At 60.9% G+C, this 25,353-nt stretch carries 18 protein-coding genes; 4 read left to right on the top strand and 14 right to left on the bottom strand.

Features of this window, described 5'->3' with window-relative positions:
• Positions 1-337: 337 nt before the first annotated feature.
• From HBO41_RS22590 to HBO41_RS22545, 10 genes are all read right to left on the bottom strand, one after another.
• On the bottom strand, positions 338-2,041 hold the full coding sequence (locus HBO41_RS22590; RefSeq protein WP_169987816.1) for an AMP-binding protein: 1,704 nt from the start codon (positions 2,039-2,041) through the stop codon (positions 338-340).
• A 31-nt stretch (positions 2,042-2,072) separates the two neighbouring features.
• Complete coding sequence (locus HBO41_RS22585; protein ID WP_169987814.1) at positions 2,073-3,371, bottom strand: acetyl-CoA C-acetyltransferase; 1,299 nt, start codon at positions 3,369-3,371, stop codon at positions 2,073-2,075.
• Positions 3,368-4,258, bottom strand: coding sequence for a MaoC/PaaZ C-terminal domain-containing protein (locus HBO41_RS22580; RefSeq protein ID WP_169987812.1), 891 nt, complete (start codon positions 4,256-4,258; stop codon positions 3,368-3,370). Before HBO41_RS22580 ends, HBO41_RS22585 begins: the two co-directional genes overlap by 4 nt.
• 3 nt (positions 4,259-4,261) lie before the next feature.
• Complete coding sequence (locus tag HBO41_RS22575) at positions 4,262-5,605, bottom strand: 3-oxoacyl-ACP reductase (RefSeq protein ID WP_169987810.1); 1,344 nt, start codon at positions 5,603-5,605, stop codon at positions 4,262-4,264.
• Positions 5,606-5,773: 168 nt separating this feature from the next.
• Positions 5,774-8,299, bottom strand: coding sequence for an acyl-CoA dehydrogenase (locus tag HBO41_RS22570; protein ID WP_169987808.1), 2,526 nt, complete (start codon positions 8,297-8,299; stop codon positions 5,774-5,776).
• A gap of 273 nt (positions 8,300-8,572) precedes the next feature.
• Positions 8,573-10,018 carry an outer membrane protein transport protein gene (locus tag HBO41_RS22565; RefSeq protein ID WP_017136808.1) on the bottom strand — a complete coding sequence of 482 codons (1,446 nt, stop codon included), beginning with the start codon at positions 10,016-10,018 and terminating at the stop codon, positions 8,573-8,575.
• A 123-nt stretch (positions 10,019-10,141) separates the two neighbouring features.
• Complete coding sequence (gene praB / locus HBO41_RS22560) at positions 10,142-10,654, bottom strand: alkane oxidation protein activator PraB (protein WP_017136809.1); 513 nt, start codon at positions 10,652-10,654, stop codon at positions 10,142-10,144.
• Positions 10,655-10,788: 134 nt separating this feature from the next.
• On the bottom strand, positions 10,789-11,283 hold the full coding sequence (gene praA / locus HBO41_RS22555; RefSeq protein WP_017136810.1) for an alkane oxidation protein activator PraA: 495 nt from the start codon (positions 11,281-11,283) through the stop codon (positions 10,789-10,791).
• A gap of 134 nt (positions 11,284-11,417) precedes the next feature.
• A complete protein-coding gene (locus HBO41_RS22550) occupies positions 11,418-12,698 on the bottom strand; it encodes an alkane 1-monooxygenase (RefSeq protein WP_099547834.1) in 1,281 nt (426 codons plus the stop codon).
• A gap of 282 nt (positions 12,699-12,980) precedes the next feature.
• Complete coding sequence (locus HBO41_RS22545; RefSeq protein WP_099547833.1) at positions 12,981-13,979, bottom strand: alpha/beta fold hydrolase; 999 nt, start codon at positions 13,977-13,979, stop codon at positions 12,981-12,983.
• A gap of 275 nt (positions 13,980-14,254) precedes the next feature.
• Between HBO41_RS22545 and HBO41_RS22540 the strand changes: the two genes are divergently transcribed.
• From HBO41_RS22540 to HBO41_RS22530, 3 genes are read left to right on the top strand one after another with little or no spacing between them, the layout of a single operon-like run.
• The gene (locus tag HBO41_RS22540) at positions 14,255-15,790 is read left to right on the top strand and encodes an NAD(P)/FAD-dependent oxidoreductase (protein WP_169987806.1); all 1,536 of its coding nucleotides are present in this window, start codon (positions 14,255-14,257) and stop codon (positions 15,788-15,790) included.
• Positions 15,787-16,677: an SDR family oxidoreductase gene (locus tag HBO41_RS22535; protein ID WP_169987804.1), complete on the top strand. Its 891-nt coding sequence runs from the start codon at positions 15,787-15,789 to the stop codon at positions 16,675-16,677. Before HBO41_RS22540 ends, HBO41_RS22535 begins: the two co-directional genes overlap by 4 nt.
• A 15-nt stretch (positions 16,678-16,692) precedes the next feature.
• Positions 16,693-17,541: a metal-dependent hydrolase gene (locus tag HBO41_RS22530; protein WP_099547831.1), complete on the top strand. Its 849-nt coding sequence runs from the start codon at positions 16,693-16,695 to the stop codon at positions 17,539-17,541.
• On the opposite strand, the gene HBO41_RS22525 is transcribed toward HBO41_RS22530, so the two are convergent.
• On the bottom strand, positions 17,538-19,610 hold the full coding sequence (locus HBO41_RS22525) for an EAL domain-containing protein (protein WP_169987801.1): 2,073 nt from the start codon (positions 19,608-19,610) through the stop codon (positions 17,538-17,540). The two genes, HBO41_RS22530 and HBO41_RS22525, sit on opposite strands and share 4 nt — an antisense overlap.
• A 296-nt stretch (positions 19,611-19,906) precedes the next feature.
• On the opposite strand from HBO41_RS22525, the gene HBO41_RS22520 reads away from it, so the two are divergent.
• Positions 19,907-20,236 carry a DUF6388 family protein gene (locus HBO41_RS22520; RefSeq protein WP_169987799.1) on the top strand — a complete coding sequence of 110 codons (330 nt, stop codon included), beginning with the start codon at positions 19,907-19,909 and terminating at the stop codon, positions 20,234-20,236.
• Between the two features lie 159 nt (positions 20,237-20,395).
• Here the strand turns inward: HBO41_RS22520 and HBO41_RS22515 are convergent, their stop codons facing one another.
• The 3 genes from HBO41_RS22515 to tssM are packed head-to-tail and all read right to left on the bottom strand — an operon-like array spanning position 20,396 to position 25,340.
• The gene (locus tag HBO41_RS22515; RefSeq protein WP_017136818.1) at positions 20,396-21,238 is read right to left on the bottom strand and encodes a serine/threonine-protein kinase; all 843 of its coding nucleotides are present in this window, start codon (positions 21,236-21,238) and stop codon (positions 20,396-20,398) included.
• Positions 21,235-21,966, bottom strand: a complete 732-nt coding sequence (locus tag HBO41_RS22510) for a PP2C family serine/threonine-protein phosphatase (RefSeq protein WP_099547828.1) — start codon at positions 21,964-21,966, stop codon at positions 21,235-21,237. The genes HBO41_RS22515 and HBO41_RS22510 overlap by 4 nt, the downstream gene beginning before the upstream one ends.
• A complete protein-coding gene (tssM, locus tag HBO41_RS22505) occupies positions 21,963-25,340 on the bottom strand; it encodes a type VI secretion system membrane subunit TssM (protein ID WP_169987797.1) in 3,378 nt (1,125 codons plus the stop codon). The genes HBO41_RS22510 and tssM overlap by 4 nt, the downstream gene beginning before the upstream one ends.
• Positions 25,341-25,353 lie beyond the last annotated feature (13 nt).

Genomic DNA, 25,353 nt, shown 5'->3' with positions numbered 1-25,353 from the left:
TTTTGATCTGAGGCGCCCCGTTAACCACGATGGCCGAACGCAGGCTTGAATCCGTGGGTAACCCGGCAGGACGCCGGGTTAGCCGCGCTGGGCCAAGGATGGCCCATCGCGGTGGCCCACGGATTCAAGCCGGAGTGCGGGCATGCCGAGCCTAAGCGAGGCACCGAGTGGTGGGGCGAAGACCTTTTGGTTACTTTTGGGGCGTTTGCCAAAAGTGACCCGCTGTAAGAGCGGAACCATAAGCCGCCGTTACCCGAATAACGGATATGTACACCGACAAACCGCCATCGCAGGCAAGCCAGCTCCCACACTTAAAGCCCCTAACCCTCAAATCAAATCAACGCAACGCCCGCCGCAGTACCTTACCCACTGTAGTCTTGGGCAACTCAACACTGCGAAACTCCACATACTTGGGCACCTTGTACCCCGTAAGATACTCCCGGCAATGGGCCAGAATCTGCTCCTGGGTCAAGCTCGGGTCCTTGCGCACCACGATGATCTTGACCTTCTCCCCCGTCACCGGATCCTCCACACCAATCGCCGCCACCTCCCCCACACCGGGGTGCAACGCCACCACGTCTTCAATCTCATTGGGATACACGTTAAACCCCGAAACCAGGATCATGTCTTTCTTGCGATCCACCAGACGAATATACCCACGCTCATCCATCACCCCAATGTCCCCGGTGGACAACCAGCCCTCGGTATCCAACACTTCAGCCGTTTCCTTGGGCCGCTTCCAGTACCCCTGCATCACCTGCGGGCCACGCACTTGCAGTTCACCTTGTTCACCAATGTCCGCCAGCTCGCCGTCCTCACGCATAAACCGCACCCAGGTCGACGGCAACGGCACACCGATGCTGCCGGTGAATTCCATCTCACGCATGCGAGCAATGTTGATCGGGCTGATGCTCACCACCGGCGAGCACTCGGTCAGCCCATAACCTTCAATAATCGGCAACCCAGTGACCTCCTTCCAGCGCTTGGCCACCGCCGTGTGCGTGGCCATGCCGCCAGCAATCACCATGCGCAGGTCAGAGAAATCCCGCGCACAGAACTCTTTGTTTTCGAGCAAGCCGTTAAACAAGGTGTTGACCCCGGCAATGCCGTTGAAACGCTCCTTGCGCAAGATCATCTGCACCCGTTTCACATCCCGTGGGTTGGCAATCAGGATATTGCGCCCGCCCAGGCACATGAACATCAGGCAATTCACCGTCAGCGAAAAGATGTGATAGAGCGGCAGCAAGGTCACGTTGGTTTCCTGCTTGTCCTGGTCCAACTGATCCCCGACCCAGGCCTTGGCTTGCAGCAAATTGGCGATGATATTGCGGTGGCTGAGCATCACGCCCTTGGCGTCCCCCGTTGTGCCGCCGGTGTATTGCAAAAACGCCAGCTCATCGAGGTGCATCTCCACCGGAAAATGGTTCAGCGCCCGTCCCTGTTTCAACACGTTGTTGAAGCGCACAGCGCCGGGCAGGTGAAATTTTGGCACCTGTTTTTGCACGCGACGCAGGATGAAGTTCATCGCCGCGCCCTTGAAGGTGCCGAGCAGATCGCCAATGGCCGCCACCACCACGCGTTTGACACGGCTGCCCTGCGCGACTTTTTCAAAGGTGTGGGCGAAGTTTTCAAAGATCACCAGGGTTTCGGCTTCGCTGTCCTTGAGCAAATGCTTGAGTTCATGGGAGGTGTACAACGGGTTGACGTTGACCACCACCGCACCGGCCAGGATCGTGCCCAGCAGGCAGATCGGGTACTGCAGGCAGTTGGGCATCATCAGCGCCACCCGGTCGCCCTTTTTCACGCCTTGGCCCTGTAGCCACGCGGCAAACGCCTGGCCTTGCACCTGCCAGTCGGCATAGGTCATTTCGGTGCCGATGCTGACGTAGGCGACCCGCTCGCGGAATTTTTCCAGGTGCTCCAGGAACACCTCGCGCAGCGACGGGTAGGCCTCGATACCGGCCTCGATGTCCGCCGGCACGCCCGGCAAGTAGGCGTTCAACCAGACCCGTTCGGTGTGTTCCTGGCTTACAGCGTTCATGGCAGTCTCCTTATTGTTGTTTTTGATCAGGCTATTTTTCGACGATGGCGGTGATGCCCAGCCCGCCGGCTGCACAAATCGAAATCAGGCCGCGCCCACCACCGTTCTCATGGATGGTTTTGGCCAGCGCCGCCAGTTGCCGGCCACCGGTGGCGGCAAACGGATGGCCACAGCCCAGGGAGCCGCCATTGACGTTCATCTTGCTGCGATCGATGGCGCCCAGTGGCGCCTCCAAGCCTAGACGCTCGCGGCAATACTCGGGGTCTTCCCACGCCTTGAGCGTGCACAGCACCTGGGCGGCAAAGGCTTCGTGAATTTCAAAAAAGTCAAAGTCGGCAAACCCCAGGCCCTCACGCTTGAGCATGCGCGGCACGGCATACGCCGGGGCCATCAACAAGCCTTCGGTGCCGTCGACAAAGTTCACCGCGGCGGTTTCGCCGGTACGCAGGTAAGCAAGCACCGGCAACCCCTGCTCGGCAGCCCAGGTTTCACTGGCCAGCAAGACCACTGAGGCGCCATCGGTCAGCGGTGTGGAGTTACCCGCCGTGAGCGTGCCGTTTTGGCGATCATAGGCGGGCGAAAGGCCCGCGAGCTTCTCCAGGCTGGCATCGGCACGCAGGTTGTTGTCACGCGCCAGCCCGCGATAGGGGCTGATCAGGTCATCGAAAAAACCGCGTTTATAGGCCGCATCCAGGCGCTGGTGGCTGGTGAGGGTCAGCTCATCCTGGGCCAGCCGTTTGATCTGCCAGCGCCTGGCCATTTCTTCGCAGTGTTCACCCATGGACAAACCGGTACGCGGCTCGCCATTGCGCGGCAGCAGCGGTTTGAAAAACATCGACGGGCGCACCTTCAGCAGGGTCTTCAACTTGGCGCCCATGCCCTTGGCGCGATTGGCCGCCAGCAAGGTGTGGCGCAGCGATTCGTTGATGCCGATGGGCGCATCGGAGGTGGTGTCGGCGCCACCGGCGATGCCCACTTCGATCTGGCCGAGCGCGATCTTGTTGGCGACCAGCAAGGCCGCTTCCAGGCCAGTGCCGCAGGCTTGTTGTACATCGTAAGCGGGCGTTTCGGGCGACAACGTGGTGCACAGCAACGCCTCACGCGCCAGGTTGAAATCCCGCGAATGCTTGATCACCGCGCCCGCAGCAAACTCACCCAGGCGCTGGCCGTGCAGGTGATAGCGCTCCACCAGGCCTTGCAGGGCCGCCACCAGCAGGTCCTGATTGCTGTCGTGGGCATACACGGTGTTGGAACGGGCAAACGGGATACGGTTGCCGCCGATAATCGCCACGCGGCGGGTCGGGGCCGGGTTGAAACTGTAGTCACTCATTGATGGCTCTCGTTCCAGATAAATAGCCCGCGCATATGCGGTTTATCACCGGCAACATTGCGCACTTCAAACTCACGGCGCGGCCCGGTCACCGGGCGGCTCCATTGCGCGACCTGGCCGGGCAGGAAGATCGGCAGCTTGAAGTCGCAATGCGCTTGCGCCTGATCCAGCCCGCCCGGCGGTTGTTGCGCCGCCAGTGCGCGGCCCAGGGTCCACATGCCATGGGCGATGGCGCGGCGAAAGCCGAAGATCCTGGCGCCGATCACCAAGGTGTGAATCGGGTTGAAATCCCCCGAGACCTTGGCAAACCGGCGCCCCAGGTCGGCCGGCAGCATCCAGCGCTGGGTGCGCAACAGGCCGTCTTCCTGCAAGGGCAGCGCGTCGTCCCAGGGTTCGCCGAGCGGGTCTTTGACGTCGCGGCGCAGGTACAGGCTGTCGCTTTCCCACACCAACGTATCCGCCGCAAAGGCGCGGGTGGCGATGCTCAGCGCCTGGCCCTTGGGGTGCGCCACCCAGCGCTCGCAGTACACTTCCAGGCGCAGCGCCTGGCCTTCGCGCAAACGCTGGTGCTGTCGAATGCGATTGGCCAGGTGCACCATGCCACTGGCCGGGTACGGAAAGCTCGGCCGGGTCAGCAGCATCAAATGCAGTGGGAACGCCAGCACATGCGGATAGGACAGCGGCACGCCCTGCTCACGGCGAAAACCGCAGGCGCGGCCATAGGCGGCGATGCCAGCAGCGCTCAGCTCCACCGCCGAGCGCACCAGGCGCGCGGTGGGCAGCGGCGGCGGCCCGTCAAGCTTGGGTTTGCGCAGCGCACGCACGCCGTCCAGCAACAGCTGGGTGCGCGACGGTGGCGGGTCGATGATCTGCGTCACATAGTCCATGGTTCAGGCTCCCAGCAGGCTTTGGCCGCACACGCGTACCACCTGGCCATTGACCCCGCCGGACGCCGGGTGCGCCAGCCAGGCGATGGTCTCGGCCACATCGATCGGCTGCCCGCCCTGGGACAGTGAGTTCATGCGCCGCCCGGCCTCACGGATCATCAGCGGGATTTTCGCGGTCATCTGGGTTTCGATAAACCCCGGCGCCACCGCATTCACCGTGACTTGCAGCGCGGCCGCCTGGGGTGCCAGGCCCTCCACCAGGCCAATCACGCCCGCCTTGGAGGTGGCGTAGTTGCTTTGCCCGAGGTTGCCAGCGATACCGGAAATCGACGACACGCACACAATCCGCCCGCCAGGGTTCAAGCCCTGCCCCTCCAACAATGCGCTGCTGAGCTGCAACGGCGCTTCGAGGTTGACCGCCAGCACACTGCGCCAGGCGGCTTCGGTCATCTTGGCGATAGTTTTGTCGCGGGTGATCCCGGCGTTGTGCACCACCACGTCGAATGCGCCGTATTGGCTGACATGCGCCTGCAACAGCGCGGCCGCATCGGCTGCGGTGATGTCCAGCGGCAAGGCCGAGCCGTTCACACTGTCGGCGGCTTGAAGCAGCGCTGCCTGGGCCTGGGGCACGTCCACGCACACCACATGAGCACCGTCGCGGGCCAGCACCTGGGCAATTGCCAGGCCAATGCCACGTGAGGCGCCGGTGACCAGGGCACGGCGACCGGCGAAGGGTTTGTCCCAGTTCACCGTGCCCTGGGCGTCCACGGGTTTGTCCAGGCGCACCACCTGGCCCGACACATAGGCCGAGCGGCGCGATAAAAAGAACCGCAGGCTGCTGTCCAGTGCGTCTTCGGCGCCCGGCGCCACGTAGATCAACTGCACCGTAATTGCACGGCGCAATTCCTTGGCCAGCGAGCGCACCAGCCCTTCAAGGGCACGCTGGGCGATGGCCTGGGGCAAGTCCTGGCAATGTTCCGGCGCCGTGCCGAGCACTACCACGCGGCCGTGCTGGCCGAGGCGCTTGGCATTGGCGTGGAAGAACAGGTAGAGCTCGTCGAGTTGTTGCAGGTCGAGCACGGCCGTGGCGTCGAACACCGCGCCCTGCACCTTGACCGTGGACGGTGCCTTGAGGGTTGCCGGCGTGGCGACGACGGTATCGGTGTCTTTGAAGAGCTGTTGCACCTGCGCACCGAGGCGCCCTGCCCCGGCGACAATCACCGGGTTGGCCAGGCCTTGCTGGCCGCTGCGGTGGCGTTGCAAGGGCAAGGGTTGCGGCAGGCCGATGGCCTGGGCCAGGCGCCGGCCCCAGGGGGAATTGACGAAGGATAGGTAGTTGTCACTCATAAAACATTCTTTCCCTGTAAACCCGATCCAGTGTGGGAGCTGGCTTGCTGTGGCGAGGGAGCTTGCTCCCGTTCGACAGCGTAGCTGGAGCCCGCTTTTGGGGGCGCTTCGCACCCCAGCGCAAGCAAGCTTGCTCGCCACAGCAAGCCAGCTCCCACACTGACCGTGTTAACTAACTGAGGCGTTTTCGCTTTGGCTGCTGCGGCGTTTGGTCGTCGGCTCCAAGGCTTGCTTGCGCTGCTGCAAAGCCTCCAACAAGCCAAAATCCTGCGGGAAGTCGTCAACCTGAATACCGTGGTCGGCATATTCCACGTAACGCCCGAGCAAGCCGTCTTCCTCATCGCTGATCAGGTCCAGCGCCCGCGCCTTGACGCGCCAGGCGGTAAAGGCGGTGGCGGAAATCGGCATCGGTTCGATCAGGCCCTGCTTGATCGCGGGTTTGAGCCGCGCCTCGATCAGCTCCACCTGCGGCAACAGCCGGAAGCCCAATTCGCCATAGGCCAGCTTGTCGATTTCCGGGCGCGGGATGTAGGAATTGGCCAGCAAGCGGTCGCGGGTTTCGCCGGGGGTTTGCACCACATCGGCCACCTGGGCCAGCAGGCGGTCCGAGGGTTTGTGCTGGGGAATACCGAACGGGAAACTCAAGGCACGCACCACGGCTGCCGCCGGTTTCGACGGGTAGTTGTCGAGCACTTCGGCCAGGGCTTCATGGGCACGCAGCAACGCGTCTTGGGCCGACCAGTGCACCAGCGGCAAGTCGGCCTGGGGCCGCCCGTCGTCCTCAAAACGCTTGAGCACGCAGGACAAGATGTACAGCTGCGACAGAATATCGCCCAAGCGCCCGGTGATACTTTCCTTGCGCTTGAGCGCACCGCCGAGCACGCCCATGGACACATCCGAGATCAATGCCAGCACCACCGACAGCCGATTGGCCTGGCGGTAGTAGGACGCCAGCGCCGGGTCGGTCTTGGCCGGTGCGGCAAGCAGCCGCCCGCCTGTCAGCGAATGCACCGCAGCGCGCACGGTATTGGCCAACACGAAACTCAGGTGGCCGAACATCGCGCTGTCGAAGGCTTCCAGGGCTTTGCGTCGATCCGGGTTGTGCGCCGCTTCCATCTCGCGGAACACATACGGATGGCAACGAATCAGCCCCTGGCCAAAGATGATCAGGCAGCGGGTCATGATGTTCGCGCCTTCCACGGTGATCGCAATCGGGCTTTGCTGGTAAGCGCGAGCCAGGAAATTGTTTGGCCCCATGCAGATGCCTTTGCCGGCCACGATGTCCATGCCGTCGTTGACGATCATCCGCGCGCGCTCGGTGACGTGGTACTTGGCAATCGCCGAGATCACCGAGGGCTTTTCACCAGCATCCAAAGACGCCACCGAGACCTTGCGCACCGCATCGCAGGCATACAAATGCCCGGCCATGCGCGCCAAGGGCGCCTGTACGCCTTCGAACTTGCCGATGGGCAGGCCGAACTGCTTGCGCATCGCCGCATAAGCCGTGGTGCCACGTACCGCGACCTTGCCCAGGCCGACGTTGGCCGACGGCAGCGAAATGGCGCGCCCGGCTGCCAGGCATTCCATCAGCATGCGCCAGCCATTGCCGACCTGTTCGCGGCCGCCGATCACCCATTCCAGCGGAATAAACACATCCTTGCCGGTGGTCGGCCCGTTCTGGAACACCGCGTTCAGCGGCCAATGCCGACGACCGCTGTTCACGCCCGGGTGGGAGGTGGGGATCAACGCACAGGTAATGCCCAGCGAACCAGCCTTGCCGAGCAAGCCATCCGGGTCTTCGGCACGAAACGCCAGGCCCAGCACCGTGGCAATCGGGCCGAGGGTGATGTAGCGCTTGTCCCAGGTCACTTTGAAACCCAGCACTTCCTCGCCCTCATGCACGCCTTTGCAGACGATGCCCAGGTCTGGAATCGCCCCGGCATCGGAACCGGCATACGGGCTGGTGAGGGCAAAGCACGGGATGTCTTCGCCGCGTGCCAGGCGCGGCAAATAGTAATTGCGCTGGGCATCGGTGCCGTAATGCAGCAGCAGTTCAGCCGGGCCGAGGGAGTTGGGTACCATCACCGAAATCGCCGCGGCCGAGCAACGCGTCGACAGCTTCATCACCACCTGCGAATGCGCAAAGTGGGAGAAGCCTTTGCCGCCGTACTGCTTGGGAATGATCATGCCCAGGAACCCGGCGTCCTTAGTGTACTGCCAGCCTTCGGGGGACATGTCCTGCCAGACTTGGGTGGTTTCCCAGTCGTTGGCGATGTCGCAGAGGGTTTCCACTTCGTTATCGAGAAACGCCTGCTCTTCGGCGCTCAGGCTGGCAGGCGCGGCTTGCAGCAAGCGCTGCCAGTTGGGCTTGCCGCTGAACAGCTCGGCGTCCCACCACACGGTGCCGGACTCGATGGCCGCGCGCTCGGTGTCGGACATCGCCGGCATGATCGTGCGAAACAGGCCCAGGGCCTTGCTGGTCAGCAGCGTGCGGCGCAGCGGCTTGATCGTCATCAGCACGGCGGGCAGTACCACCAGAATGGCCACGACGCTGGCGCCAAAGCCTGCGACCACATTGAACAGATAACCAAGCGCCAGCCAGACCAGGCCGACGCCCAACCACAGGGCAGCAGCAGCTTGTCGATAGGCCAGGGCAATCGCGGCGGCGACACCCAACAATAACCAGATAACCATGGGGATACCTCTACTCAATTCAGGGTATGGCATGCGCGTCGCTCGTTCGGGATGAACGAGGGCGTAAAACCACACTACAAACTTGAAGGGACAAATTCAAATTTTGTTTTGAAATTTTTATTTAATGCTTTGACGAAAAAAAATAGGCTGATCGAGTCAGCCAGTTTCTGCATTGGGAAAACATTAAAACCAGGACATTTGCAGCACGGGTGTGAAGCGCCAGAAAGATGCGCTGACTGACCACTTCACACCTGAGCACGCACAGATTGTGGGTTAGAACTTATACGTGGCCGACAGGCTTACCACCTCCCCTTTGCTGTCCACCTTTCCATCCAGGCGCGCAGCCCCAAGGCGATCTTCGTTGACGGTCTTGAGCTTGACCTCCTGTACAAACTGCCGCGAGTAGGCGCCGTCAACACTCAAGCCTGGAACCGCTTTGATGTTGTAGCCAAAACCCAACGAGGCGAAATAACGATCACCGTCAGGAATGCGCGGGTCACGCGTGGAGTCACGGGTAGGCGTCTGATCATAGGCAACACCGGCACGCAGAGTGAAATCGTCAGTGAGCTTATAGTCGCCGCCCAGCGAGTACATCATCACGTCTTTGTACTTGTAAGGAATCGACACAATGGTATTGCCGTCAGACTTCAACGTCAGGGCCTTGAAGGACGACCACTGGGTCCACAAGGCACTGGCGCCCAGGGTGAAGCGGTCATTGAACACGTGTACCCAGTCGATGGCAGCAGTCGCCGGGATGTCCAGTTGCGTGCTGGCGTTGGCACCGTCCGGGAACAGTTTCAAGCCTGGGTAAGCGCGCTCAACCAGCGTCAAGCCGTCGCCGCCTACGTCAGTCATCAGTAACCGACTTCCTGGGTCGGCATTGAATTTGTACTTGCCCTCCAGCTTGTTCTTGATTTTGGCGTGGTAGTTGAAGCCAACGGTATCCTGGTCGGTGGGTTTCCACGCCATGCCGCCAAACCAGCCCACAGACGTATTATCGACCTTGACCCGAATCAGCGATTGGCCCACTCCGGATGGAAAGGGAATACCAAAGCCGCCCAGCCCCGGTGAAACTGCCGCTGCTGCGTACAAGTCGACGTTCTGGCTGACAAACCCACTCGTATGCTGAACGATGGCGCCGCCACCGATAGAGAACTGATCGTTAACTTTGAAGGACAGCGAACCGGTCAGTCCCACGGTTTCGATTTTGGTGTCTACGGCAAAATCGCGGCCTTTCCAATCCGGGTCCCAGGTCGACTTCATCCCCTGGGGCACCACCTGGCTTAAACCAACACTGAAACGATCGTTAATGGGTATCACCAGGAACCCGGTCGGCAGCCAAGCGGTGAACCCGCCTTCGCCACCATCACCCGTACGCGGCGTAGAGGTAACGCCACCAAACTCGTCCAATACCCCTACAGAAGCTGGGTCGCCTTTGTAATCAGTGGCATTGCCTTTGAACTTGATATTGACGCGCGCATAAATGACGTTTTGCTGCGCGATAGTTTGATCGATAAACGCCATGGCAGCCGGGTTGTTGTACGCCGAGGACGGGTCGTCCTTGAACAACGAACCACCACCGAACGCACGACCCCAACCTTGGGCACCAAATGTAGGAGTCGAGAAGCCACCGGCCTGCACCGAACCGCCCGCGACCATGAGACCGCCCAACAATGCCAGGCCGATAAACGTCTGGGCCGGTTGTTTCTTATTATTCATGCTCCACTCCTTATTATTTTTATCCACCACGGCCGGGCCTACCGTCCCTGGTTTTCCTCAACAGGTGCCCCGAGAGGGGCACCTGCATTTCAACGTGTGATCATCACGTCCAACGCGTTGCTATCAAGGATTTACAGTGAGTGCTGGGCTTGGAGCGGCGTTCAGAGCAGTGATTTTGCAGCTGCCGACCGTTTGAGCAGATGGAACAGTGATGGCGTGGGTGTTGTTGTTGTAGAGCACATTGATAGTGACCGGGCCACTGGCGCAGTTGCTGACAATCTTGAAGTTGACGCCGGACACGGTACCCGCATACACACCTGCACCGGTGCTCGTGGAGGTTGGCGTCAAGGTCCAAGGCAGACCCAGCAGCACCGGCACGCCACAGAGTGGGTTGGCACCACTGACAGTCGCGCCCGTAATAGCAGCGGCGGAACCGTCGGCGGCCACACTACCGGTGAACACGATATTGCAGGAAACAGGCGCACCGAACGACGCTGGCGACGACACCGCAATGGTCCCGGCAGGCGTGGAAAAGCCCGTGCCTGCAGGAGAAATAGTGGCTGCACTCGCCATGGAAGCAGCACCCATGCAAACAGCCAGAGCAGTCAACGACACGAGAGTTTTCAAGCTTTTCATTGTTTTTCCTCACATGTTATGGCGAGTCAGTTCGCCAGGGGTAATGGCCATGATCGAGAGGTCACGGTGAAACTGCAGAACTTCCCTTTCCAGCCAAATTTCAATACCTATACCGCTACAGTTTTAGAATTCGTTTATTCGACCACTTTGAAGTTCGGCGGCATCTTGATCGACACCGTCTTGATCTTGCAGTCTTCGCCGATTGGCACATTCGTCGCTTCCAACTTGCCGGTGGCGTTATCCCAAGTACCGTCGGCGGTCGACGGGCCGCACTTGCCGCCTAAACCGAAGGCATGCACATCCACGCTGATGTTCGACATCGAGCCGCTTTTAGTGTCTTTGGCAATCAATACCCACGGCAAGTTGATGGCCTCGACGCGGCTGCATTTCAGGCCGCCGTCGAATTCAACTTTATCGACATTCACCGACGCCCCATTGGCCGCGACCTTGCCGGCCACTTTGATGGTGCAGTCGGCGCTGATCAACGCACCCTTGGAAAAGCTGATCGGGCCTTGGGCCGTAAAGGCGCTGCCGGCCGGCTCGATACGCGCAGCCTGGGCTTGTTGGTAAACCATCAGGCCCAGTGCGGCCAGAATGACATGGGCGGTAAAGGTGGCAGGGCTTTGCATGGTGTACGTCCTTCCCTTGAAATTATTGTTGTAGGGTCAAACCACTAACTTGCAATAAAACCGATGAATCCTGGGCGATGAAGGCCTGCGCGGTACACAGACCCCGAGTTCAACCACACAGGCGTTAGTTCAGATTAAAACGGCGTCGCGCTGTTGCTGTACTTCTCCAGATACTTCAACCGCTGTGAGGGTTGAAGATTGGTCAGGGTGATATCCCCGGCATAGTGGTTCAATACACGGTGGTCCATGCGCCGTCGCCATAAGTACGGCACATAGGCCCAGACAATCATGCTGGCGTAACCGTAAGGCAGTTGCGGTGATTCATCAAAGTGGCGCAACGACTGGTAACTGCGGGTCGGGTTGGCATGGTGATCGGAGTGGCGCTGAAGTTGGAACAGAAAGATATTGGTGACAATCCGATTACTGTTCCACGAATGCCGAGGCGAACAACGCTCATAACGACCGTTGGGCAACTTCTGGCGTTTAAGCCCGTAGTGCTCGACATAATTGACCACTTCCAGCAGCGAGAACCCGTAGATACCCTGGATGATCAGGAACGGAATCACTGCCGCGCCCAGCCAGGCAATCATCGCGCCCCACAACACCAGGCTGTACATCCAGGCGCTGAGCACCGCGTTCTTCCAGTGCAAGGCCGGCAGGCCGAGTTTGCGCAGGCGTTCGCGCTCCAGGTTCCAGGCTGACACGGCGCTGAACCACACCGAGCGCGGCAGGAACGCCCAGAAACTCTCACCGAGGCGCGAGCTGGCCGGGTCTTCCGGGGTGGCGACGCGTACATGGTGGCCACGGTTGTGTTCGGTGTAGAAGTGCCCGTAGAAGGTCGGCGCCAGGGTCACTTTAGCCAGGAACACTTCCAGCGGCTTGGGCTTGTGCCCCAGTTCGTGAGCGGTGTTGATGGCAATGCCGGTGGCAGCACCGGTGGACATCGCCATGCCCAGGTAAGTGAACCAGCTGACCGCACCGTGCAACTCAGTACGCGCGGTAATGAAGGCGGCGGTTTTGGCCAGCCAGCTCGACGGGTCCAGGTGGGCGGTGGCGTTCAGCAGACCGCCGCTGATGATCCAGTCGATGCCGCCGGCGGCGAGCCAGCCGGTGATCACCACCGACGAGATGACGAACAGCACACCGGTGTAGACGATCCAGCGGTAGTAGCTTTGGGATTCGAGGTGGTTGACGGCGGATTCGGGTGGGTTGCTGACGTCTTCACCGAGCAGGCCGTCGATCAGCGGGATAAGGCCGAAGATCACCAGCACACCGACCCACCACAGTTGCTGTACGCCGGTGGTAATTGCCAGGGCGCCGGACAGCAAGGGGGTTGCCAGTGGCATGATGCCGAGCCACCAGAGGTGACGCTTGCCGTCGGTCCAGACGGTTGGGCTTGCCATAGTCTGATTCATGGCAGCCTCCGAACGAGGCAGGTTGGGTATGCGATAAAAGGCGTTTTTTTCATTATTTTATTCGCTCTTAGGCATTTCAAAAACTGTTTCAAATTACACATTGAAATAATTTTTTAAAATTAATAGCGCGGAATCGTTAGGTCGTCAACTAGTTTCTCGAAGGCTTTTTAACGTGACCGGGCAGTCTCTTTTTCAGCCGTTTGGTCAGGTGTCTAAAGCAGGCATCGACGCCGTTGAACCGCGAGTCGGATTGCACAATCATTTACCCAGCTACTTACCCAGCTACTTACCCACCAGGGCCAATGGCCGTTGCGAAAGCGGGTCGTTTTGCGGCGGTTTGACGCGCTTGGCAATCTGCTCCACCACCGCCACCACACGCTCTGTGGCGGTGATCGGCAGCATATGGCCCCTGCCCTCCACCACTTGCAGCTTCAGCCCCGGCACCTTGCTGGCCAGGGCCTGGCCGTGCTTCTGGAAGTCCAGCACCTTGTCGCGCGCGCCATAGATCAGGCCGATGGGCAAGGTCAGTTGCGGGTAGCGCTTGACCATGTCCGGCAGGTGATCGTTGACTGTGTTGATCTCGGTGGAGGCGGCGTAGAAGTTGTCCGGGCGCATCCCCAGCAGCCCGCCGCCACGGGTGGCGAAGTCCGGTGGCGCGGTATCGGGGGCGAACACGCCCTTGACCACCGAACCTTTGGTCAAAAGCCCCACGGGCAGGGTCAGGGTGTGCGACACCCAACGACGCAACCAGGCCGGGCGTACGGCCAGTGACAGGAACACCAGCGGCAACAGGCGCTGCGGGTGGGTCAGCGGCGCAACCAGGACCAACCCGGACACTGCATGCGGATGATCAAGCGCCAGCGCCAGGGCAATCGCACCGCCAAGGGAGTGCCCCAACACCAGCGGTTTATCCAGGTCGAGGGTCTTGATAAACGCAGCAATCTGCCGGGCCTGGGCCGGCAGATCTGCCGCCGTGTGTGCGCCACGGCTGGAATAGCCGGAGCCCGGACGGTCCAGCGTAATCACCCGAAAGCGTTCACGTAATTGCCCGGACAACGCATAGGTGAGGTTGCGACTGCTGCCCATCAGCCCGTGAATCATCACCAGCGGTGGGCCTTTACCTTCTTCGACATAGTGAAAGCGCTCGCCATCGACCTCGACGAAACGCCCGTTGATCGGAACGGTGGTTTCTATACGCCGTGTCATCCAGGCACTCAAGCCCCACAGCAGCGCACTGGCGCCCACCAACACACCCGCAGCAACAACCCATTCAACCGCCATAGCTCGGTCCTCTGCTTCCCTGCTGCTGCTCCCTGACCGGTATTGGTCAAGGCCTCAGCCACCGTCCACACCCTGGACCCGGACTTGCTGCATAGCGTGCGCGTCTGTCGGACAAGGCGCACATTGCGAACAAGGTCCTAGCGTAGGCGATATTTTCAGGTAGATTATTTAAAATCTTTTTTAAAATAATTAATTCATTTTTTCTTTGCAATGGTGTTCTATCTAAAAGACAAAACAAAAACAGGAGCACATCTGATGCCCATGAGGGACAGCCTATGAATGCCCACACTGATTCCATCGACATCGCCATCATCGGTTCAGGTTTTGCCGGCCTGTGCATGGCGATCAAACTCAAGGAAGCCGGGTTTACCGACTTCTTTATCGCCGAGCAGGCCGACACCCTCGGTGGCACCTGGCGTGACAACCACTACCCTGGCTGCGCCTGCGACGTGCAGTCCCATGTGTATTCGTATTCGTTTGCGCCCAACCCCAACTGGACGCGGCAATTTGCGCCACAGGCGGAGATCCGCGCTTACCTTGAGCACTGCGCGCAGCGGTTCGGGCTGGCGCCCTATTTGCGCTTCGGCATGGGCCTGCAACGTGCGGTGTTTGATGAGCAGCAGCAACGCTGGCAACTGAGTTTCAGCGATGGCCGCAAGATTAGCGCGCGGGTGTTGGTGTCGGGCATGGGCGGCCTGTCACGCCCGGCGTTGCCGGATATTCCAGGGCTGGACAGCTTCAAGGGCAAACGCTTTCACTCCCAGCACTGGGATCATGACTATTCGTTGAAAGGCAAGCGCGTGGCGGTGATCGGCACCGGCGCCAGTGCGATCCAGTTCGTGCCGCAGATTGCCCCGCAGGTGGCGCACCTGGACCTGTTCCAGCGCACGCCACCGTGGATCATGCCCAAGCCGGATCGCGAGATTTCAAGGCTCGAACGCTGGGCCTTCAAACACCTGCCGTTTACCCAACGCCTGGTGCGCGGCGCCTTTTACTGGGCGTTGGAAGGCCGCGTGGTGGGCTTTGCCCTGCACCCGCGGCTGATGAAGATGGTGCAGAAGATCGCCCTGCGTCACTTGCGCAAACAGGTGGCGCGCCCTTCCCTGCGCAAAACCCTGACGCCGGACTACACCATCGGCTGTAAGCGCGTGTTGATCTCCAATGACTACTACCCGGCGCTGTCACGCAGCAATGTCGAGGTGGTCACCGACACGGTGCTGCGCATCGAAGCCGATGGCGTGATCACCAGCGACGGCATCAAGCACCCGGCCGACTGCCTGATTTTCGGCACCGGTTTCCAGGCCACCGATCCACTCCCCCGCGACTGCATCATCGGCCGCGACGGTATCGACCTGATGGACGCCTGGCGCGACGGCGCCCACGCCTATAAAGGTACGACGGTGCCGGGTTATCCCAACCTGTTCCTGATTGTCGGGCCTAACACGGGCCTGGGGCATAACTCGATGATTCTGATGATCGAGGCCCAGGTCGCCTACATCCTTGATGCGCTCAAGCACATGCAGCACCAGCGCATTGCCACGGTCGAGGTCAAACCTGCCATCGAACAGGCTTACAACCAGCAACTGCAGGACAAGCTCAAGCGCACCATCTGGAACACCGGTGGTTGCCAAAGTTGGTACCTGGACCCGCGCACCGGCAAAAACACCACGCTGTGGCCCGGATCGACCTGGCGTTTCAAGCAAATCACCCGGCACTTTGCCCTCAAGGACTACCTCGCCAACCCGTTGCCGGCCTCCGCGCCGCGCGCGGTTGTGGCCCCGCAACCCACTGCAGAAGGCAGCCTGTCATGAAGTCATTCAATGGCCGCGTGGCGGCAATCACCGGCGCAGCCTCCGGCATGGGCCGTGCCCTGGCCCTCGCGTTGGCGCGCGAAGGTTGCCACCTGGCGCTTTCGGACAAGAACAGCCAAGGCTTGGAACACACCCTCGCGCTGATCAAGTCTTCAACCTTGTCGCCGATCATGATCACCACCCACGTCGTCGATGTGGCCGACCGCCAGGCCGTGCAAGACTGGGCCGCACGCTGCGCGGCCGAGCATGGCCAGGTCAACCTGATCTTCAACAATGCCGGCGTGGCGCTGTCGAGCACCGTCGAGGGTGTGGACTATGCCGACCTTGAGTGGATCGTCGGCATCAACTTCTGGGGCGTGGTGCATGGCACCAAGGCGTTTCTGCCGCACCTCAAAGCCAGCGGCGAAGGGCATGTGGTCAATACTTCCAGCGTGTTCGGCCTGTTTGCCCAGCCGGGCATGAGCGGCTACAACGCGACCAAGTTTGCCGTGCGCGGCTTTACCGAATCCCTGCGCCAGGAGCTCGACCTGCAAGGCTGCGGTGTGTCCGCCACCTGCGTACACCCCGGCGGCATTCGCACCGATATCTGCCGCAGCAGCCGCATCGACGCGAACATGACCGGCTTTCTGATCCACAGCGAGCAACAGGCCCGCGCCGACTTCGAAAAACTCTTCATCACCGACGCCGACCAGGCCGCCAAGGTGATTCTGCAAGGCGTACGCAAGAACAAGCGCCGCGTGCTGATCGGTCGCGACGCGTATTTTCTCGACCTGCTCGCCCGGTGCATGCCGGCGGCCTATCAGGCCCTGGTGGTGTTCGCAAGCAAGCGTATGGCGCCCAAACCGCGCACGCCGGTGTTCGAAACCAACGACGAAACCCGACTCTGAACAGGAGCACGCACCATGCTGCCGATCCGTCGCGATATCCGTTTTGCCTTGCCTGCCGAGCGCATCAAGGACTGGCACGAACAAGGCCCGTTCATCACGCACTTTTTCAACGCGTTGTCGCTGCTGTTTCCCCAGGGCGAGCTGTTTTTCATGGACAGCGTGCGCCACTACCGCCAGCGCATCGACGACCCGGCGTTGAAGAAAGAAATCCAGGGGTTTATCGGCCAGGAAGCCATGCACAGCCGCGAACACGTGGCCTACAACGATCACTTGCAAGCGGCCGGTCTGCCGGCGCACACCCTCGACAAGCGCCTGAAGTTCTTCCTCGACCTGCAAAAGAAACACCTGCCACCGTCGTTCAACCTGGCGGTGACCATCGCCCTGGAACACTACACCGCGATGCTCGCGGAAATCCTGCTCAGCGACCCGTCGCGTTTTGGCGAGTCACTCAAGGGCTACCAGCAGATGTGGTACTGGCACGCCCTTGAAGAAACCGAGCACAAGGCCGTGGCGTTCGATGTGTGGAACACCGTGATCAAGCCTGGGCCGATGCGCTATCTGTTGCGCACCGGCACCATGTTGACCACCACGCTGCTGTTCTGGCTGGTCGTGTTTGATTTCCATGTGCGCCTGCTGTTGGCCGACCGCAAAGCCGGTGGGCACCTGAAGGGGTTCTGGCGCATGCTCAAGTTTCTATACGGACCCAAGGGCGTGTTCCCACGCATGCTGCGGCCGTGGTTGCACTATTTCAAACCGGGCTTTCACCCCTGGGACCATGACAACCGTGCACGCCTGGCGGGTATCGACGACCTGGTCGAAGCGATTGAACAAACCCGGCGCGAATACGCGTCCGCCCACGCTTAAGCCTGAGCCGCCGCACGTCTGCGGACAAAGCCCGGTAGCAGGTCGCCGGGCAGCGCCTTGCTGAAATACCAGCCCTGGATAAACAGCTCGGTGCCGGTATTCAAAAAGGCCAACTGCTCGGCGGTCTCCACGCCCTCGACCACCACGCCCAGGTTCAGCGCCTCACAAAAGCGCAACATGCCGGTCAACACCTGGGCGCCTTTGGGATCGCGCTGGGCCACCACGAAACTGCGGTCGATCTTGATAAAGTCCACCGGAAACTGATGCAGGTAACTCAAGGCCGAAAACCCGGTGCCGAAGTCATCGATATACACCTTGGCGCCGATCGCCTGGAGCCTCTGGATGGTCTGGCGGGTGGCCTGGACATCACCCACCAATGCATCTTCGGTGATTTCCACCGAGATCTGGCCACAGGCCTGGGCGAGGATCTCCACCAGGCGCTCGCCATAGCCTGCGTGAGTGAGCGTGGCGCTGGAAATATTGATGGTCATGGGCAAGGCAAAGCCGATCTTTTGCCACTTCTGATATTGGCGCACGGCCTGGGACGCCACCCACAGATCAACATCCGGCATCAACCGCGCCTGGGCCAGCCATTGCAGGAACTCCCAGGGTGAATGCACCGTGCCCTGGCTGTCCCGCGCGCGCATCAGCGCCTCACAGCCGGTGCACAGGCCGGTGCGGGTCGAGACTTGCGGCTGGAATTCCAGGTAGAACTCGTAATCGCTGATCTGCTGGATACGGCTCAGTTCGACTGCCTGACGGGCGGCCGCCTTGTGGGACGCCAACACCGGGTCCAATTCCAGCAGGCGGCCTTTCTCTTCGAGACCACGGAAGGTCATGTCCAAAGACTTGAGGTACACCGTGCCACCCTCACTGGACTGGCGATGATTCGCGCGCACATACGGCGCATACACCAGCGTGCCCAGCCCCAACAGCACCACTTGCAGCACCACCGCCGCCATGTCGCCGTGAGTGCTGAGGTAGGCATTGAGCAGCACTGGCGCGGTAAATGGCACGCTGGCCACCGCCGGCGATACCCAGCCCAACTGCACCACCGTCAATGCCAGCAGGGTGTTGAACGCCGGCACCAGCAGAAACGGGATAAACAAGCGTGGGTTAAGGATGATCGGCAAGCCGAACAACAGCACTTCGCTGACATTGAACAACGACAGCGGCAGACTGGCCATTGCCAGCAAACGCATGGTTTGGCTTTTGGAAAACAACAGGATCGCCAGCAGCAAACACAACGCCCCGCCCGACCCACCGATAAACGCGAAAGAACCGAGCAGGCCACTGTTGAGCAGGTACTTGACCGGTTCACTCGCCGCCAGCGCGGCGCCATTGAGCACTACGGCCTGGTCCAGTACATCAAACAGCGGCTGCATGGCGTACACACCGTGAATGCCGAAAAACCACAGCAGCGAATTCATCAAGGTCACAAACAATCCGCTGCCATACGGCGTTTGCAATGCATCCAGTACCTGCGGCCCCTGTAGCTGCGCCACATAGGGAATCTGCAACATCAACGACAACACCACCACCAGCAACAGCGCTGTAATCGCGCCGGGCACCACCATGTTGATGGTGCCGCGCAGGTTGTGGCCCACCAAGTCTTCGTTGACCAGCCGCGTCCAGCGGAAACGGTGCAGCCAGGCGATCGTCGGCACATTCAACAGCGGCGAAGCGATGGCGATAAACAATACAAACGTCGCCGATGCTCGCGGGTAGTCGCGCAATACAAAGGTGGCGATAACCACGTGGGCCAGGCACAAAAATGCCACTGGCAATTGTGGCAGCCGGTGCTGGATGGCGAGCATGTAGCCAATCGATGCCGCCACCAGCAGCGGGATCACCGAGCTGATCTGGTTATGCAACCCCGACAGAAAGGCCACCACCTGCGGATCGAAGCCCAGCACCTTGGCGCATTCAGCCAAGATCAGGAAACCGGCAGACACCAGCAGGCACGGCAGGATCCACAGCAAGCCTTCACGGATGGCGCGCAATGATTCGGTACTGGCCAAGGCCGCCAGGCGTTGGGTGAGGAAAAGTTTGAACAGCGTTTGCGCCATGCCCCGTCCCTCTGCCCGTATCGCTTTCTGCCCATGCTTGGCAGTGCCCAAAAATCCCATGTAACGCTACACGGCCACCTACCGGTAGCGAAAGGCTTTTGCCGCACTACAATTAATTATTCAGAATTAATTTCAGATTGCGCGGTGTATCGGGGCCGTCAGGTCAGCCCTCAAACCCGTTTTCTCGATGCCCAGGCCAGCGACCCTGCCCGCCTACGTGGCGATTGCCCGCCAGCTGATTGCAAAGCCTTGTGCGTGACCCCATCTATTCACTTCATCCCATCAGGAGTAAGCCCTTGTCAGAACCCGGTGATAACCACCAGCGCGCCCTGGACCGTTTCTTGAATGAACACCCCCAGGTGGCGACGCAACTGGATACCCTCAACCCTCTGGCCGCCCAAGCCAAAGGCGAAACCCTCGCGCAGTATCGCGCCGAGCGCTTGCATGAAGCTTTCGAGGCCGAGGCTGAGCGCCAGAATCTGTTTGCCTGGGAGCTGACGCTCAAGTTGACGGCCGAGTCGGCTGAAACTTTTGAGGCTCAGCGCCTGGAAGTGCATAAAGAAGTCGCCCAGATGGCGGGGTTGGGGTGGGAAGAGTACTGCCGGCTGCATGAGTTGGCTGGGTAGGTCATGTGGGAGCTGGCTTGCCTGCGATGGCATCAACTCGGTGCACCTGACACACCGAGGTGTCTGCATCGCAGCGGTGCGACGATTCGACAAGCCAGCTCCCACAGAACAACCGATACACAGCGTAGGCCAAATCGATACCTTGGCAGGCACCCATAGCTACCTGAACCAGCGCCATCGACAACGCGCCATAACCTCGCCCAACGCCTCCACGCTGATCGTTCGGCGCTCAGGATCCATCGCCAACGCCAAGCGCAAGGCTGGCCAGCACGCTGCGGGCAGCTGGCGGGGGCGCTCCAGCCGCTCAGTGGCCCGACGCTCGCCCAAGCGTTTGCCATGGGCCAACTCATACACCACACACGCCACCGCATACAGATCAGCACTCGCCGTCAATGCACCGCCCGCCAACAACTCCGGCGCAGCATAAGCCGCTGTCCAGGCATTGAACCGGTCGCGACACACACTCGCCAGCCCTGCCATCGCCTCTGCCGTCGCCTGCCCGAGGCCGAAATCGAACAAACGAATACCCTCTTCACCCACCATGATATTCACCGGTTTCACATCACCATGCAGCACACCTTGACGATGCACATACGCCACGGCATCCAGCAGTTGCACAGCCAGAGGCTGCAACTCACACCAGGGCAAGCCATCGGGACACTCCAGCAGCAGCCGGTCCAGGGTCATGCCGTGCATCAACTCCATGCTGAAAAACGCAATCTGGCTGCTGATATCCACCTCGAACGTAAACATGCGTACCACGCGCTCATGCTGCAGGCTGCGGGTCAGGGCAAACTCGCTGTAGAGCAGCACATGGGCATCGGGCGCCAGGCGGAGATTCTCACCGAGCACCTTGATTGCCACGCTGGAACAGGGCTCGCCAAACTGCTCATGCAGCAGGTCGCGCGCCCGGTAGACCACACCCATGCCGCCCGAGCCCAACACGCGCTCCAGGTGATAACGCCCCGCCAGCAAGGTGGGCATGCCAGGTGCCGTGGTCATACGCGCACCACCACGGCCGTCAGGTCATCCCGCGCCGGCCCGCGTAGCGCCGCCGTGAACAGCCGCGCCACCACCTGTTGCGGCGTACCGCTGTCCATGGCGCTGCCCAGCTCGGCGTGCGTCATCGCCTGGTACATACCGTCACTGCACAGCACAAACACATCGCCTGGGTGCGCGCCCAACTCCAGCACCTCGAGTTTCAGCGGGTGCCGCGCGCCTACGGCGCGGGTCAATGCCCTGGCGTCGGGATGCGCCTGGGCCTGCGCCAGGCTCAATCGCTGCTCATCCATCAATTGGCGCAGCAGTGAGTGATCGCGCGACAGCTGATACAACCGCCCGCCTCGCCACAGGTAACAGCGGCTGTCCCCCGCCCAGATACACGCTGCGCGCCGGCCCTCCAGCAGCAGGACCACCACGGTACTGCCCATCCTGTCGTCGCGACCTGCGGCCGGCGGTGAGGTGTTATCCCCCCAACACTGATTGAGCCGTTGCAGGCATCGCCGCACCGCATCGATGCGCTGATCGAACGTACCGTGGACCGGCAACGCGGCAAGGCTGTCGACCACCCATTGGCTGGCCCTGTGTCCGGCCCGGTGGCCGCCCATACCGTCGGCAACCGCCCAGCAACCTTGTTGGGGGCAGTCGAGGAACGCATCTTCGTTGCGCTGCCTGGCCTTGCCACGTTGAGTACGTGCCGCGCTGTTTGCGGCGGCTTGCGGCGCGGTCACAGCCGCTCCGGCAAACGGAACGTGCGCCACGTGTCCATCTGAAACGGGCTGGGTGTGCGCTGGCTGACCAACAGGTAATTGGCACGCAAACCAGCGAGGTCGGACTTGAGTATTTGCGCATCGCGCCCACTGGCGGGCTCGCTGTGCAGCAAGTCAAAAAACCGGAACAACGACCAGGCACCGCTGTTCTTCTCGATGCCCAACGGCCGCTGTGCACCTCGTTCCAATACCAGGCTGCTGCGACCATTTTCCACCTCGCTGGGCCACTGGAACGTCACAGGCACAATCGGCCCATGACGGTACTCCAACTGCTGACCGCCAAAGCTCAACACCGCGCGGCTGACCGCCTGATCCAGGCTATAAGGTGCCAACGTAAATCGAACCGACAACTCGCCTGGGTCGCCACCAAAAAAACCACGGCGAATGGTCTGCGCTTTGCCGAGTTGTTCCAGCAGCGCGCGCGACATTGGCAGGCTCTGGCCTTCCAGGCCGCGCAAGCGATAACGCCCGCCGTCGGCGCTGATAAACGGGCGCAGGTAGGTTTCATGGAACCTTGCCAGCACGCCCTGGGGTTTAAAAAACTCCTCGAAGTCGCCCAGGGCCACGTCGCTGCTGGCATGGGCATTGAACGGGTAACGCTGGCGAATAGCCTTGGCATACAGGCTATACACCTCGCTCTGGTAGCGTTGGTTCACATGCGTATAGGCCTCATCGAACAAATGCCGCCAACTGTCGTCGGCAAGGCCCTCGACCCAACCTTTGAGCGGCAGCGGCAAACGTGCGGCAATATCGCGTAACTGTCCCAACCCAGGTTGTTGCCCTTCCATACGCCGTTTCACCATCTGGAAAGCCGCCTGCTCCGGTGACCCTTCGCGGTTCAGCGCTGCCATTTGCAGGTGCACAGCATCAAGCTGGCGCAACGCCTGGGTCAGTTGCTCACCCGGGTTTTGCTGCTCATCAAGCAGTTGATGCAAAGGCTCGAAACGGCGTTGCAAGGCGCGTCTTGCAGCGTCATCGCCTGTGGGCTTGGGCAAAACACCCGCGCGTACACGGGCAGCCATCGACTGAGCGATAGCCGCCACGTCACCGGCCTCGTGGGGCACCGCTGACATTGGGTCATCAGTGGATAGCAAACGGGTATTTTCACGCACCTGCTGTAACAACAACACCAGTGGTGATTGCGCCGAGGTGAGGCTCGCCAGTTGTTCGGCGTCCTGGCGCAGGTTTTCGGTTTCGCGTAATCGGATCTGGCCCAGGGCCTGGCTCCACGCATCGGCGTACTCGCTGAAATAGCGCTGTTCGAGCTCGACTATCAACCGGCGCAACTCCATCGCACTGAGGTCAGTCGCCTGCCCCAGCACCCAATTGTCCAGGACAATCGCGTTAACCAATCGCGGGCCTTGCTGGTCGAAATACTGCACATAGCGCTTGCTGTAAAACCCGGAAATCGGTTGGTCCAGCGCCATGAACACAGTGCCGTCGGTGAGACGGCTGGGCTCCAGCGTGTGCGATTGCTCGCGCAGCACGCGATATACCACGTCTGCCAGCGACTCTCCGCGCAGCACCTGGCGAGCCTGGGCGACCAGTTCATCATTGAGTGGCGCGGCAAAAGGTTGTTCAAGCAGCCGGCCGAAGTGCTCACTCAGGCGCGCCTGCGTCGAAGCCTCACCGGCATAGCGCTCGGACCACCGAGTCGCCACGCGCTCCGCCAGCCACCCGGCATCACGTCGCTCGCGCAGATTGAGCATCAGGTAGGCGCGCAGGTTATCCAGTAACCGTTCACGATCCCCAAGGCTCGACCGCACCTGTGCTTCGAGCAGCGAAGCGACCTGGGCGACCATTTGCTGCAGGGCGTCGTTGTAGGCACTGACCAACGGTGGTCGGCTCACTTCACCCTGAAACAGTCCGGCTCTCTCCAGCACGCCGGCCTCTGACACCGGCGGAAACACCCGGGTGGCCGCCAGGCGATTGTCCAGCAATGTCAGTAACCCCAACGTATGGTCCGCATCGTCCGGGGCTGGCGTATTAACTTGACCTAACTGCGCCAACAGCTCCAGGCGTTGGTGGTTGATCCCATAGCTGTGCACCCAGAGCATGCCCGCCGCACCGATGACCAGTGCTACGGCGCTCGCCCATCCCGCCTGCTGCCAACGAATGCGTCGGTGCTCCTCGGCGTGCAGCCCCGCAATATCGGCCTCGGCGAAAATCACCTGGTTGAAAAGACCTTGGACAAAGCGTTCGTGCCGCTCACCGGCACAGGTCAAATAGAAACCTCGCAACCCCTGGATGCGCTGATTGCGATGGGCGCAGAACGCAACTTCGATAAACAGGCATAAACGCTCACCGATGCGTGCCACCTGGGGCACAAAACCCAGCATCCAGCCACGGCGCTCGACATTGCGCTCCTGGTGCAGGCGCTGCACCAGTTCGCCACTCAGGCGCTGCAGCAACGTTTCGAACACCTGACGCACCTGCGCCATAGGCACACCCGTGTGGCTGCCAGTGATCAGCTCACCGAGTACGCCCTCTGCGGCGCTGTCGTGCGGCGTATCAAAAAACGCGGTAAAGCCTGGGATGTGGTCAGCGTGGGTCAGCACCAGATAAACCGGAATATCGATATGCAGCGTCTGCTGGATATCTTGTAACCTGGAATGCACATGCCGTGCATGGCGCTCCAGATCATGCTCATTGCTGCCCAACAGGGTGTCCACCGACAACGTCACCACCACGCCGTTGAGTGGACGTACTCGCCGCCTGGACTTGAGCAGCCCGAGTAATGTTGACCAACCTGCGGCATCGACCGCGCGGTCGGGCTGGTCCAGGTAGCGTCCGGCACTCTCCATCAGGACGCCCTGATCGGCGAAGAACCAGTCACAGTAGGCGCTGGCCCCTGATGATGCGGTTTGAAGATGATCCGGCGGGCGCTGCAAGCCATTCGCTGCCAGCAAAGCGCTCTTGCCGCTGCCTCGCTGTCCGATCAACAAGTACCAGGGCAGTTCGTTGCGTGAGCGCACGCTGCGCCCGAAATAGTGGCGAGATGTTTTCAAGGTGTGCAGCGCGTCCTTGAAACGGGCGCGTACCTGTTTGCGCTCATCCTCTACCAGCCCCGGATGCTGACGGTCGGCCCGGCTTTCGTCGATTTTGGACCTTGCGCTGTGGCGTGCGCCCGCAATGACCATCGCCAGCCCCCATAGCAGAAACAGCCCGCTGATAGTCACGAGCCGAGCCGTAGCACCTTGCCAGAACCGGTGGTCATCCACCGCCAGCACAGGCCCGAAAAACCACACCAGGCACGCGCTGGAAAGCACCAGCAACAAGCTCCATACCCAAACGATGCGCAGCAGGTTGCCCGCGCCCTTGAAGAATGCGTTCATTCAATGTTCCCAG

It is taken from the genome of Pseudomonas sp. WS 5146 (genome assembly GCF_012985495.1).
In the GTDB taxonomy this organism is placed as follows: domain Bacteria; phylum Pseudomonadota; class Gammaproteobacteria; order Pseudomonadales; family Pseudomonadaceae; genus Aquipseudomonas; species Aquipseudomonas edaphica.
This window is presented reverse-complemented; position numbering and strand designations above follow the sequence as displayed.